The sequence below is a fragment of the Segatella copri genome, from assembly GCF_026015625.1.
Classification (GTDB): Bacteria; Bacteroidota; Bacteroidia; order Bacteroidales; family Bacteroidaceae; genus Prevotella; species Prevotella copri_H.
On sequence record NZ_JAPDVG010000001.1, the window covers coordinates 2959535 to 2972042 of the forward strand.

At 47.2% G+C, this 12508-nt stretch carries 12 protein-coding genes; 7 read left to right on the top strand and 5 right to left on the bottom strand.

Going from position 1 to position 12508, the window contains the following annotated elements; translation table 11 throughout:
* Nucleotides 1-255 precede the first annotated feature (255 nt).
* Both ONT19_RS12360 and ONT19_RS12365 read left to right on the top strand, forming a co-directional pair.
* Nucleotides 256-1503 (top strand): hypothetical protein, encoded by a 1248-nt coding sequence (locus tag ONT19_RS12360; protein WP_217326523.1) that lies wholly within the window; start codon nt 256-258, stop codon nt 1501-1503.
* A gap of 4 nt (nt 1504-1507) precedes the next feature.
* Entirely contained in the window at nt 1508-2383 is an 876-nt protein-coding gene (locus tag ONT19_RS12365; RefSeq protein WP_264952086.1) for a hypothetical protein, read from the top strand.
* A 50-nt stretch (nt 2384-2433) separates the two neighbouring features.
* Here the strand turns inward: ONT19_RS12365 and ONT19_RS12370 are convergent, their stop codons facing one another.
* Nucleotides 2434-3405 (bottom strand): bile acid:sodium symporter family protein, encoded by a 972-nt coding sequence (locus ONT19_RS12370; protein WP_118191779.1) that lies wholly within the window; start codon nt 3403-3405, stop codon nt 2434-2436.
* A 273-nt stretch (nt 3406-3678) separates the two neighbouring features.
* Here ONT19_RS12370 and ruvB point away from each other — a divergent pair, with 273 nt between their 5' ends.
* Genes ruvB through ybeY form a run of 3 tightly spaced genes read left to right on the top strand, consistent with a single transcriptional unit; the run spans nt 3679 to nt 5713 of the window.
* Nucleotides 3679-4713, top strand: a complete 1035-nt coding sequence (gene ruvB / locus ONT19_RS12375; RefSeq protein ID WP_117587145.1) for a Holliday junction branch migration DNA helicase RuvB — start codon at nt 3679-3681, stop codon at nt 4711-4713.
* 60 nt (nt 4714-4773) lie between these two features.
* Nucleotides 4774-5259 carry a pantetheine-phosphate adenylyltransferase gene (gene coaD / locus ONT19_RS12380; RefSeq protein ID WP_118416948.1) on the top strand — a complete coding sequence of 162 codons (486 nt, stop codon included), beginning with the start codon at nt 4774-4776 and terminating at the stop codon, nt 5257-5259.
* A gap of 19 nt (nt 5260-5278) precedes the next feature.
* Nucleotides 5279-5713, top strand: coding sequence for an rRNA maturation RNase YbeY (gene ybeY, locus ONT19_RS12385; RefSeq protein ID WP_006848933.1), 435 nt, complete (start codon nt 5279-5281; stop codon nt 5711-5713).
* 266 nt (nt 5714-5979) lie between these two features.
* On the opposite strand, the gene dusB is transcribed toward ybeY, so the two are convergent.
* The 4 genes from dusB to ONT19_RS12405 all read right to left on the bottom strand — a co-directional run bounded on the left by dusB (nt 5980) and on the right by ONT19_RS12405 (nt 10125).
* Nucleotides 5980-6966 carry a tRNA dihydrouridine synthase DusB gene (gene dusB / locus ONT19_RS12390; RefSeq protein WP_118152516.1) on the bottom strand — a complete coding sequence of 329 codons (987 nt, stop codon included), beginning with the start codon at nt 6964-6966 and terminating at the stop codon, nt 5980-5982.
* 92 nt (nt 6967-7058) lie between these two features.
* The gene (gene dprA, locus ONT19_RS12395; protein ID WP_264952087.1) at nt 7059-8189 is read right to left on the bottom strand and encodes a DNA-processing protein DprA; all 1131 of its coding nucleotides are present in this window, start codon (nt 8187-8189) and stop codon (nt 7059-7061) included.
* 122 nt (nt 8190-8311) lie between these two features.
* Complete coding sequence (locus ONT19_RS12400) at nt 8312-9604, bottom strand: DUF2851 family protein (protein ID WP_264952088.1); 1293 nt, start codon at nt 9602-9604, stop codon at nt 8312-8314.
* A 107-nt stretch (nt 9605-9711) separates the two neighbouring features.
* Nucleotides 9712-10125 (bottom strand): acyl-CoA thioesterase, encoded by a 414-nt coding sequence (locus ONT19_RS12405; protein ID WP_117694969.1) that lies wholly within the window; start codon nt 10123-10125, stop codon nt 9712-9714.
* A 161-nt stretch (nt 10126-10286) separates the two neighbouring features.
* Between ONT19_RS12405 and dapB the strand changes: the two genes are divergently transcribed.
* Both dapB and ONT19_RS12415 read left to right on the top strand, forming a co-directional pair.
* Nucleotides 10287-11048 carry a 4-hydroxy-tetrahydrodipicolinate reductase gene (dapB, locus tag ONT19_RS12410; RefSeq protein ID WP_264952089.1) on the top strand — a complete coding sequence of 254 codons (762 nt, stop codon included), beginning with the start codon at nt 10287-10289 and terminating at the stop codon, nt 11046-11048.
* A gap of 9 nt (nt 11049-11057) precedes the next feature.
* A complete protein-coding gene (locus ONT19_RS12415) occupies nt 11058-12506 on the top strand; it encodes a S26 family signal peptidase (protein ID WP_117694967.1) in 1449 nt (482 codons plus the stop codon).
* Nucleotides 12507-12508: the final 2 nt, after the last annotated feature.

A 12508-nucleotide genomic window follows, 5' to 3' on the forward strand; every position in this document is an offset into this window, starting at 1 on the left:
AAAAACAGTATGGCGCACCCTCTTTTATTTCTTGTAGACCTTTTGATAATTATTAGCAACTCTAGGTTATAGTTAAGTATGTTAAATATCGTTATATTTATGGTGTTAAGCTTCTTTTTGGTGTTTTTTTTATTATATTTGCACAATATTTGGGATGGTTTTATTTACAGATAAAGCAGTACGTTTGTGATAGCATCATTCCATTCGTAAATAGTATTTAAGTAAAAAATTAGTATTGCATTTTTTATGAATGAAATGAAAAAAATAGTATTTCTATTAGCATTTACGCTACTTTTGTTTTGTGGTTGCAAGCAAGATGTTGATTTTGGGACTGATAGTGTGTCTAATGAAGAAATTTTCTCAAATTTTGAGGACTCTTTAGTTGTGGCATCATCTCCTTATTCTGCATTTTATAACGAGATGAGGAAGAGCTTGAAAACTCGCTCATCTTACTCTTCAACAGGAGAAGTTGGCATAAAAGATATTTTAGGCTTTCCTGTAAATATTCAGGTTGTTCAGAATATCTATAATAAAAAGTTTTTGCAATATAATGGATTGCACAAAGCTATTACTTTAAGTAACTTTTCTTCGAATACGGAAGATAATCTATTTGTTTTGCACGAAGACCCTCTTACAGATGAGGTCTACATAACTCCATATAAACTTTCTGATAATAAATATTATCTAGGTGCTGCAACTCAAAAAGGTTCTAGTGTCTGGTCTTTATATGCTTTAAGCGGAGAACCGACAAATGGGGGCTATTGGGAAATCTCTAAAGGGCAGACAGAATACTCTTTTGTCTTAAAAAATACACAAGTTCTAGAACAAGGTCCTGGAGGATGGAGCGATATCTATAGTTTGGCCTTGGCTGTGGAGGATAATCAATTAAAATTTCAGAAATATGCAAGTAAAGGCAATCAAGAGTTTATAATTACTCCGAATGATGAATTTGAAGTGAAGAGTTTGAAGGTTGATAATGCTGCTAGTCGTTTTCTAGACAGTCCAGACTTTGTAATAGAAGAAATTTATACAAATAATTCTAGTTTGGCGCAAGAACTCACAACTAATGTTAGTAAGAAAGCGACTAATGTTTCCAATTTTTCAAGAAGTACAAGTATAAATACCAAAGTCTCTCATGATGTCAAGGTTGGTGTCGGAATAGTTAGTGGTTCTGCTCATGTGGAGATTGGAAAGAATAGTACATGGAATTATGGAGAAAGCGAGAGTATAGAAGATAGTAGGAATTATGATTTCCCTATAAAAGTTGCACCTAAAACAAGAATCCGTGTAACTATTTCTGTAGGGCAAAAAACATGTGAGTTGAAATATACTGCTGTACTTAAAGGGAAAAATACGGGAGTGACTTTAACTGAGCAAGGTATCTGGAATAACGTATCATGTACAAATATACTGGTAGACGTGCAAGAGGAAGATTTGTCTGGCAATGTGTTAAAATCAAAGAAATTTGAAGGAATACCATCTACTAGAGTAACATTTGACTAGATATATGAAAAAAAGATATAATTGTTGTATAATGAGCATGCTTGCAATGTTTTCTTTGCAAGCATGTTTGATTTCTTGTAAGGATAATGGGACAGAGGGCAATCTGGATACTACGATGCTTGTTATGTCTTCTGATGGAGGAAAACGGTCTTTTCCAGTGTCAAGTGATGCTCATATCTCTTATATACAAGATAAGAAAACTCTTGTTTATAAGGAATGTGAAAATAATGATTCTGTTTCGCTTGAAACCGTAGGTTATAATTACTTAAAAGCCTATATTAGTAGACAACGTTTATTTGTAGAGATTGGTAAAAATCGTGAGCTGCAAGAGCAACATTTTATAGTTTCTTATAGAGATTTCGATGAAGAGAACAAACTTGATATAACTTTGGATAAGGCTGATTCCTGTGTGATTGATACTGTGAAATACATGGAAAAACTTAGTGCAAGTCCTTGTTTTGAAAAGCAAGATATTAAGATACATTCAGAAGAAGGCAAGAGCCAAGTAACAGTGTATCCTTTGTCTGATGCTTATGCTCTGTTAGCTTTCGATAAAGCACATGAAATAGAGAAACTATTGCCTTTGGGAGTGAATTCAAAAATCAATGTCCCGATGATAAATGGACTTAAGGATGAAAAAAAAATATTTGGTTCGTCTGTTAGAATTCCAATAACAGAAGAGTTTTGGAAAAGTTGTTCATTTGAGGTTCCTTCCTTTGGAGACGCAATCTCGGATAATGTGTCCATCTATGTTGGATATATCGAAGAGAAGATAAATACCGAAGTCGTTGTCCGGAATTTCACACAAAACACCCATCTGTATGTCAAGGGAATAGCAACATTACGTTATCCTACGGGAACTTGTAAACTAGAGAAATGAGAATTTAGGGAGTTCTCTTTTCTCTAGTTGTAGCTTCTTTTGGATAGTAATTATCTGGCATTGTGCATGCGATCCCATTTCAGATAGATTCCGGCAAGGATGGTGCCGGAAATGCTGTGCCAGGCGCAGCTGATGGCGCAAGGCAATACGGCGAGAGGCTGGGCAGCGAAGAAATTGCCGGCCAGTACCGTGGCAAGACCGGCGTTCTGCATTCCTACCTCAATACTGATGGTACGCTTCTTGGCAGTATTGAATCCGGCACATTTGCCGGCAAGCCAACCCAGAAGGTAACCCAGCGTGTTGTGGCAGAAAACCACGGCGAAAGTCCAAAGGAAGAGCGATAAGCCGCGGGCTACGAGGTCATCATGAACCGTAGAAATCACACCGCCTACGATGATTGCCAGACACGTAACGCTGATGCCCGGCATCAGACTCTGGATGGTAGGGAAGCAGTCTTTCTTGCCGTAAATATAGTTGAGGGCGCAGCCGATGGCCACAGGAATAATCGTTACGATGAGGATGTTGATGAACATTCCCACAGCATCTACATGGATAATCTCGCCTGCCGTAATCTTCATCAGCAGCGGAGTCATCACCGGTGCAAGAATGGTAGAGGCGCAGGTCATTCCTACGGAGAAAGCTACATCGCCATGACACAGATAACTCATAATGTTGCTCGAAACGCCGCCCGGACAGCAACCTACCAGCAGGATTCCGAGTGCCAGGGCTGGGTCAAGATGCCACACATGAACCAGGGTGTAAGCCACGCCAGGCATGATGATAAACTGGGCACAGGCTCCGATGAAGACATCCAGCGGGCGCTGAGCCAGAATCTTGAAGTCGTTGGTGGTCAAGGTCAGACCCATGGTGAGCATGATGATGCCGAGAATGACGGTTTGAGTAGTTCCGCGCACCCAGTCGAAGGTATGTGGGAAGAAGAATGTGAACACTGCAACACCTATCACGAAGATAGATGTGTAATTGGCCAGCAGCTTGCTGAGCCCTTGGAATAACTTAAGCATAATTCTATTTCTTTTAAAATCCTGATATTTCTCTCTTATTTATTTCTTTCCTCGCTTTCAATATCGAGTGCAAAAGTACGTCTTTTCTATCGGATAAACAAATTATTCCGCAAGAAAATGATAAATTATAACATTTTTATAGGGTAGCGCTTGCAAATCTGCACGAATCTTTTGGGATTGTGCAAAATCATGGGCAAAATAATTCGGCTTTTCTTCTTTAATTCCGCAACAAATGTGTAACTTTGCACCCATATTATCGATAATAGTCATAGAATGAACGAAGATTTTGATATAAGACAAGAAATGGTTTCGCCTGCCGAAAAGGAATTCGAGAAGGCGCTGCGCCCGTTGAAGTTTTCTGATTTCAGCGGACAGAATGGCGTGGTAGAAAATCTCGAGGTCTTTGTTGAGGCTGCCAAATATCGTGGCGAACCGCTCGACCATACGCTCCTCCACGGTCCGCCGGGATTGGGTAAGACCACGCTGAGCAACATCATCGCCAACGAACTGGGCGTAGGATTCAAGATTACATCGGGTCCTGTGCTTGATAAGCCGGGCGATCTGGCGGGAATCCTTACCTCGCTGGAGCCCAACGATGTGCTCTTCATCGATGAAATCCACCGTCTTTCGCCTGTCGTAGAGGAGTATCTCTATTCGGCGATGGAGGATTACCGCATCGACATCATGATAGATAAGGGTCCTTCGGCTCGCAGCATACAGATAGATCTGAATCCGTTTACCCTCGTGGGAGCGACAACGAGAAGCGGTCTGCTTACAGCCCCATTGCGTGCCCGTTTCGGAATCAATCTGCATCTGGAATATTACGACCCGGCTACGCTTCAGAAGATTATCAAGCGAAGTGCGATGCTCCTGAAGGTGCCGATAGAGGATGAGGCGGCAGTGGAAATCTCCCGCCGTTCGCGCGGAACCCCTCGTATCGCCAATTCTCTGCTCAGAAGAGTGCGTGATTTTGCCCAGGTAAAGGGCAACGGAACCATCACTTACGATATTGCCCAAATGGCGCTCAAGGCGCTCAACATCGACCAGTATGGCTTGGATGAGATTGATAATAAGATTCTCACCACCATCATCGACAAGTTCCGTGGCGGTCCGGTAGGCGTAAGCACCATTGCCACGGCAATAGGCGAGGATGGCGGCACCGTAGAGGAGGTTTACGAGCCGTTCCTTATCATGGAGGGTTTCATCAAGCGTACGCCGCGAGGAAGAATGGCAACGCCGCTTGCCTACGAGCATCTCGGCAGAAATCCGTATACAAGCAATATTATGCAGGGAGACTTGTTTGAGTAATGTTGAATGTTAAATGTTGAATGTTGAATTAGGGCTAGCGCCGTAAAAGGATAAACATTTATGAAGATTGGGATTTTTACGGGTACATTCGACCCATTTACGATAGGACATCAGAACATTGCTGAGCGTGCCTTGCCCATGTTTGACAAGCTCGTGATTGCAGTGGCGGTGAGCAAGCTGAAGCACGCCAGCGAGGAAATCTCGAAGCGTGTGGAGGATATTAAGGCTGTTTTTCCGAAGGAATGTTCGGAGTTGGTGGATGTGGAGGATGCATCTAAGGGTTATCGCCTGGAGGTGGTTTCTTACGATGATCTCACCATCGATTTGGCGCATCGCCTGGGAGCCAGGTTTCTGGTTCGTGGCGTCCGTTCTGCCAAGGATTTCGAGTACGAGCGAGAGCAGGCTGATATCAACAAGCAGTTGGGCGGCGTAGAAACCATCCTGCTGTTTTCCGACCCAAGATACAGCAGCATCAGCTCAACGCTGGTTAGGGAATTGAGGTTCTTCGGAAGAGAAGTAGATGAATTTTTACCAAAAATAAAATAAAAATAGGAGGAAGAAGCGTATGATAACATACAATGTAGATGGCGTGAAAATGCCAAAGATCAAGAAACGTGATACGAGTGCCTGGATTCGCAAGGTAGCAGCCTCTCATGGCCGCAAGGTGGGTGAGATTGGCTATATGTTTGTGGATGACGAGAAGATTCTCGAAGTGAACAACGAGTATCTGGGTCATGATTACTATACCGATGTCATCACCTTCGATTATGATGAGGATGATGTGATTAACGGCGACATCGTGATTTCGCTCGATACAGTCCGCACCAATGCCGAGCAGTTTGGCAAGACCTACGATGATGAGCTCCATCGCGTCATCATCCATGGCATCCTGCACCTCTGCGGAATCAACGACAAGGGCCCGGGAGAGCGTGAAATCATGGAGGAGAACGAGAATAAGGCGCTCGCCCTGCTCGAAGGTGCTTCAATATTGAAGAAGTAAAGCCCTTCTCTATAATTTGAGGAAGCTAGGTTTCTTCGAATTTCTCGGTCGAAGTATAGAAAAACAGCTGTTAACTGTTAACCTGTTAACTCTTGGCAGTTAAGATGAACAGTTAACTCCTTAATGTGGTTAATGTAGCGGGCTGAAAGCCCAGCAAGCTCTTAGCCCAGGGCAACACCCTGGGTATAAGGAAGATATAACGGATTCGCCCTGTAAAGGCAAAAACTTTCATATACGAGGCTTTTGCTCCTACAGGGCGTTTTGCTTTATTCTATCGCCTTTATTCTTTCCCGGCATTCTTTCAATATCTCTTTCAGTTCCTCCACGGTCGTGGCTCTCAGCATGGCGATTCTCGTCTGGCGAAAATCGGGAATGCCCTTGAAGATAGGGGAGGCGGCAAGGTGGCGACGGGTGTGGAGAATGCCTCTGTACTCATCGATGCGCTCCACGTTGATGCGGAGCTGCTCCTCCAGGAGGTCGATTTTCTCATCTACGGTGAGTGGGGCTGCACCCGTATTGTCTAAGTAATCGCGTATTTCCTTGAAAATCCAAGGGCGGCCGAAGGTGGCGCGGCCAATCATTACCGCATCTACGCCGTATCTCTCGAAGGCAAGCTTGGCTTCTTCCGGGGTCGTAATATCGCCGTTGCCGATGATAGGAATATGGATGCGGGGATTGTTCTTCACCTCTCCTATGAGGCTCCAGTCAGCTTCTCCGGTGTACATCTGACTACGGGTTCTGCCGTGGATGGTGAGCGCCTGGATTCCGCAATCCTGTAGCTGCTCGGCAAGGTCGGTGATGATGAGGTTCTCGCAATCCCATCCCAATCGGGTTTTCACAGTTACCGGCACGTTTACCGCCTTCACCACTTCTCTTGTAATATCCAGCATCAGCGGAATATTGCGGAGCATTCCGGCTCCTGCACCCTTTCCGGCAACCTTCTTCACCGGGCAACCGAAGTTAATATCAATCACATCCGGCTTCGCCTGTTCTACGATTTTGGCAGCTTCCACCATATCCTCGGTGGTTCTGCCGTAAATCTGAATGCCCACAGGGCGCTCTTCATCGCTTATCGTAAGCTTGCTGACTGTGCTCTTGATGCTTCGCACCAGGGCTTCCGCCGATACGAACTCAGTATAAACCATGGCGGCTCCGAATCGCTTGCAGAGCATGCGAAAGCCAATATCCGTTACGTCTTCCATCGGAGCGAGGAAGAGGGGCTGAGGCCCAAATTCTATATTTCCTATTTTCATGAGTTTCGAGTGAAATCTTCTTATTCCTATGATGTATATCTTCTTTTTTGCGGCTGCAAAGTTACTGCTTTTTTCTGAAAATAAAGAAAATACTACTTCAAAAGATGATACATTCCCCCTGCAAAGGTCTTGATGACTCCCTTCATCTCCAATGTGAAGAGGAGGGAAGTGAGGCGAGAAATGTCGATATTCGTCTTTACGGAGATGAGATTCACTTGCAGGTCGTTGGTCTTGGAGAGGACATCTACGATGAGTTGCTCCTCTGGAGATAATTCCGGGAAGAGGCTGCGCTCGATGCCTTGCTGCTTGGCTCGCATCAGGGTTGTATCATCCTGCCAGCCCATATCCTTCACGAAGTCCTCGGCACTGGTGATGAGCGTGGCGCCGTTGTTGCGTATCAGGTTGTTGCAGCCCTCGCTGTAGTGGTCGTCTATCCTGCCCGGGAAGGTGAAGACGTCCCTACCGTAGGATTGCGAAATATCGCAGGTGATGAGGCCGCCGCCATGAGCTGCGCTCTCTATCAGGATGCAGGCATCCGACATTCCCGCTACGATGCGGTTGCGGCGCACGAAGTTTATCTTATCAGCGTTTGTACGGGTAAGGAATTCGGTGAGCAGTCCGCCCTGTTCTATCATTCTTGCCGCCGTTTCCCGGTGCTGACGGGGGTAGAGGTCATCCAGACCGTGAGCCAGCACGCCTATGGTTTCGTAGCCGCTGGCGAGTGCCTGGCGGTGCGCCACGATGTCCACTCCGTAGGCAAGTCCGCTCATGATGAGCACGTTGGGCGAGAGCTGCTTCAGGTCGGTGATGAAGCGGCGGATGAGGTCTTCGCCGTAAGGCGTGCAGTGGCGGGTTCCCACGATGTTGATGACGCGCTGCTGGTTGAGGTTGGCGTTGCCTTTATAGAAGAGGATGAGGGGTGCGTCATCGCAGTCTTTGAGGCGTTGCGGATAGTGGTCGTCGTTCATCGGAATGGGTTCTATTCCGTAGCGTATGTCGTACTCCAGTTCTTCCTCTGCGCGTTTTCGGGCTTCTTCGCAGTTCTGGATAGCGCTCACGAGTTTATCCGAGGCATCGGGGAGGATGTCTCTTAGGTTGTTCTTATGCTCCAGGATGAGCGTGGCGGAGCCTACCTTTCTGTATAGCTCCAGCATTCCTGCCAGGCTGAAGTAATTGAGCCTTGTTAAAAGTATAGTATTTAATATTTCCTGTTGGTCACCCATAATCTTAAAAATAATAATTAATAAATGAAAAAAGAATAAAGCAGCAAGCAGCAGTCAGCAAGCAGCAGCAAGCATAGCTCCCTCTTGCCCCCGTTCCGAGCGATTCCAGCGCTCGTCCCCCTTTATCTCTTCAAGTATTCATACCCTATCCTGCACCTCAGGCATTCCTTCCTGTCGCAGTATTCCTTCTTCAGCTGTATGAGCGCCTGGCTATCCCCGGCGTTCTCCACCGGCAGCCCGCATTGCTTCCACATCCTTACTATGTGGTTATTCTCGGCCTTCAGCTCCTCCAGGAAGTCGAAGGCGCGGTCGCAGTATTTCTCCTCTCCCCGGTGCCTTCCATAGGCAAAGAGGATGGGAACCACGGTGTTGATGATGAGCAGATTGAGCGAGAAAGGGGAGAGATGCTTCTCGTTACGGATGCTCGTGCTGCCGAAGGTATAATGGGTTTCCCAATACTCCGTAACGCTGGTTGAGAGCACCTGCTTCGCCTCCTTCACCGTGCTTGCCTCGAGCAGCTGGCTGAGGCTGGCCCGGCGGTTATAATAAAGATTGGCTAACTGCGAGATGCGGATGTGAGGGAAGTTCTGCGGACGCAGGCGCAGGAAGCGCCACTGCTTGTAATCCATCGGCTGCAGTGAGAATTTATGCGAGAGATAGAGATATTCGTTCCTCAACCGGGAGAAATACCCGTCGTTCAGTGCGTCTTTCTGATATCTTTCGGGAATGGTGTTCAGCTCCAGCAGTCCGGCTTGCCCCAGGAAGATGGCTTCTATCTGGAAGAGGTCGTCGCGATGATGGTCTACGGCTCTCAGCGGCAGATGGTAAGCCCACTGCTCGAACGCGTCGCCGTTGATTCCGAACCCGTAGTTGCGCGCCAGGGTCACGAAGTAGGCGTTCTCCCAATCGCCGTTACATTGCTTCACGCGCGCCTCTATTGCATCGGTTTTCTGAGATAAGCGCTCGGTTTGCAGGGCGCTCATCCAACTGTGCACGGTGAGGCGGGTGAGCGATGGGATAATCTGGTAGCAGGGAGGATACTGGTCGATGCTCAGCAGTTCCTGATAATGTTTCGATACGTTTTCGGGGATGTCGAGCTGCAACTGCACGAGGGGCTCGCCTTTCGAGTTCTTGGCTTCTACATCGATGGTTCCGCAAACGTGCAGGATGACGTTGTCGTAGCGTTCATCCTTATCATGTCCGTGCACATACCAGTCGCTTGCCTTGTCGTGAATCTCCACGTTTCCCACCCATAGGGTTCCGTTGAGTTTGATTTTGGCATTGAAGAAATCGGGCCCTGCATTGCGGTTGTGCAGTCCGGGGTCAATTACTTCCACAGCCTGGTGCCAGGTGGTGGTGAGTGGAGAGAGTGGGAAGAGCTTGTGCTTCCACACGTAGTGAAGGAGTTGCTCCATATTGTTTCGGCTTTTATGGTTTATAGGATTGCCTCTTTCGGAACGCAAGTTCTTCGCTCGTGTGCGGAAGGGGGGTATTGAAAAATCAGCTGTTAACTGTTAACCTGTTAACCTTGGGATGAGAAATATTTCTCGAATGCCTTGTCGTAGTCCTCGCTGTTGCCCAGCTTTCCGTTGATGAGGCAGACGAGCTCTACGGTTGCCTTGAGGCAGAGTTTCTCGTCCTTGGCACGGAAGATGTCCTGATGGAAAACATATCTCACGCCCTGCTTCTCCAGCCACAGACGCGAGAAGAATTCATCATCGCATTGCAGCGGAACCTTATACTGCAGGTTCATTCTCGCCACCACAGCATCCACGCCCTTGTTGTGCATTTCGGCAAAACTGAGGCCGCATTCCTTCAGAAAGAGATGGCGGGTATGTTCCATGTAGTGCAGATAGTTGGCATTGTTCACGATGCCCTCAATATCGCACTCATAATCTCTTACTTCCATCTTCGTCTCAAAAATATATCTGCTCATAATTTTCTCTTTTTTAGTTACTAAATGAGGCTAAAAGCCTTAAATCACTGCAAAAATAACCAAAATTTTCTATTTATTATTATAATAACAAGGATTTTTCAAGGTTTTTCGAAGAAAAATGTGTATTTTTGCCGAATAGAACAAATAAAAAATAGATAAAGATGAAAATTGCTTTGATCGGCTACGGAAAGATGGGACACATGATCGAGGAGATCGCCCTGCAGCGTGGCCACGAAATTGTTTGTAAGATTGACGTGAATAACCCTCAAGACATCGACAGCTCGGAGTTCTGCTCTGCCGATGTTGCCATTGAGTTTACCAACCCTACTGCCGCCTACGGCAACTATCTGAAGGCTTTCTCTCACAACGTGAAGGTGGTTTCAGGTTCTACAGGTTGGATGAAAGACCATAAGGAAGACGTGGAGAAGCTCTGCGCCGATGGTAAGCAGACCCTCTTCTGGGCGTCTAACTTCAGCATCGGTGTAGCCATTTTCTCTGCCGTAAACCGTTATCTGGCTAAAATCATGAATGGTTTCCCACAGTACTCAGTATGCATGCAGGAAACCCACCACGTTCATAAGCTCGATGCGCCATCTGGAACAGCCATCACCCTTGCCGAGGAAATCATCGACAACATCGACAGAAAGAAGGATTGGAAGCGTGGCGTAACTTACTGGACTGAGGATGGCCATCACGATGAGGGCGATGCAAACATCACCGATGAGGATTTGGTTATCAACTGCGTACGCGATGGCGAGGTTCCGGGAATCCACGCCGTGATGTATGACAGCGATGCTGATATGATTACCATCGAGCACAGTGCCCATTCACGCAAGGGTTTCGCCCTGGGAGCCGTTCTCGCAGCCGAGTTTACAGCCAACCATTCCGGCTTGCTCACCACATCAGATTTATTTAAGTTCTAAGCAGAAGTTATGATAGATAAAGAGAAACAAAAACTCAATATGAAGGTACAGTGGGCGAAGTTCGCAGTGGTTCTCGCCCTCTATCTTCTCTTTCTGGTTTGGGTAGAAAGTTGGCTGGGACTCATCGTGGTTCCATTCATCTTCGATGTTTACATCACCAAGAAGATTCACTGGCAGTGGTGGAAGGATGAGGAAGGTCCTATCCGTTTCATCATGAGCTGGGTAGATGCGCTGGTGTTCGCGCTCGTAGCGGTTTATTTCATCAACCTCTTCTTCTTCCAGAACTACGTCATTCCGTCTTCCTCTCTCGAAAAGAGTCTCCTTACGGGCGACTATCTCTTTGTGAGCAAGGTAAGCTATGGTCCTCGTATCCCTGAAACTCCGCTCACCATGCCGCTCACCCAGCACACCATGCCGCTGGTCAACGTGAAGAGCTACGTGGAGTGGCCTCACTGGGATTACCGCCGCGTAAAGGGTTTGGGCAACGTGAAGCTCAACGACATCGTGGTGTTCAACTATCCTGCAGGCGATACGCTCGTCAATGAGGAGCGCTATCAGGCGAATGATTACTATCAGATGGTTTACAGCATCGGCGACCAGCTGATGCAGCAGAACGGACAGGAAAAGGATGTACGTGCGATGAACCCATTGCAGCAGCGCCACTATTTTGAGCAGGTTTATGCTACAGGCCGCAACTACATCAGCAGTATGCCGGGCGAATATGGCGACATTATCAGCCGTCCTACCGACCGCCGCGAGAACTATGTAAAGCGCTGCGTGGGCTTGCCTGGTCAGACCCTGCAGATCAAGAACCGCATCGTTTATCTGAACGGAAAGGCGAACAAGGAGCCTGATAACGTGCAGTATACTTATAAGATGAAGCTCAAGGGCGAGTTCCCTATCGACCTTGCCGATGAGCTGGGAATCACCAACGAAGACCTGCTGATGTATAATCAGAGCGGCGTGATTCCACTCACCAAGAAGGCTTATCTGGCGCTGAAGGCGAACAGAAACCTCGTAGAGAGCATCTCTATCAATACGGATGCAACCTATGGCGACCTCTATCCGCTCAACGCCTATACCGGCTGGACAAGAGATAATTACGGTCCGGTTTGGATTCCGAAGAAGGGCGAGAGCATCGCTCTGACGCTGAAGAATCTGCCTGTATACGAGCGTTGCATCAAGGTTTACGAGGGCAACGACCTGAAGGTAGACAACGCTGGCCGCATCTTCATCAACGGCAAGCTGGCGAAGAGTTACACCTTCAAGCTCGACTACTACTGGATGATGGGCGACAACCGCCACAACTCAGCCGACAGCCGCTACTGGGGTTTCGTGCCTGAGGATCACATCGTGGGCAAGCCTATCTTTATCTGGTGGAGCCACAGCCCAGATCATCCGGGCTTCTCAGGCATCCGTTGGAACCGCCTCTTCACTTTCGTAGACAATATTAAGTAAGA

What these genes read in the sequence shown, in the direction of transcription:
- ONT19_RS12415 (WP_117694967.1), top strand. Translation starts at nt 11,058, where the DNA reads ATGATAGATAAAGAGAAACAAAAACTCAATATGAAGGTACAGTGGGCG.
- coaD (WP_118416948.1), top strand. Translation starts at nt 4,774, where the DNA reads ATGAAGATTGGGATTTTTACGGGTACATTCGACCCATTTACGATAGGA.
- ybeY (WP_006848933.1), top strand. Translation starts at nt 5,279, where the DNA reads ATGATAACATACAATGTAGATGGCGTGAAAATGCCAAAGATCAAGAAA.
- dprA (WP_264952087.1), bottom strand. Translation starts at nt 8,189, where the DNA reads ATGGGTGACCAACAGGAAATATTAAATACTATACTTTTAACAAGGCTC.
- ONT19_RS12405 (WP_117694969.1), bottom strand. Translation starts at nt 10,125, where the DNA reads ATGAGCAGATATATTTTTGAGACGAAGATGGAAGTAAGAGATTATGAG.
- ruvB (WP_117587145.1), top strand. Translation starts at nt 3,679, where the DNA reads ATGAACGAAGATTTTGATATAAGACAAGAAATGGTTTCGCCTGCCGAA.
- dapB (WP_264952089.1), top strand. Translation starts at nt 10,287, where the DNA reads ATGAAAATTGCTTTGATCGGCTACGGAAAGATGGGACACATGATCGAG.
- dusB (WP_118152516.1), bottom strand. Translation starts at nt 6,966, where the DNA reads ATGAAAATAGGAAATATAGAATTTGGGCCTCAGCCCCTCTTCCTCGCT.
- ONT19_RS12365 (WP_264952086.1), top strand. Translation starts at nt 1,508, where the DNA reads ATGAAAAAAAGATATAATTGTTGTATAATGAGCATGCTTGCAATGTTT.
- ONT19_RS12370 (WP_118191779.1), bottom strand. Translation starts at nt 3,405, where the DNA reads ATGCTTAAGTTATTCCAAGGGCTCAGCAAGCTGCTGGCCAATTACACA.
- ONT19_RS12360 (WP_217326523.1), top strand. Translation starts at nt 256, where the DNA reads ATGAAAAAAATAGTATTTCTATTAGCATTTACGCTACTTTTGTTTTGT.
- ONT19_RS12400 (WP_264952088.1), bottom strand. Translation starts at nt 9,604, where the DNA reads ATGGAGCAACTCCTTCACTACGTGTGGAAGCACAAGCTCTTCCCACTC.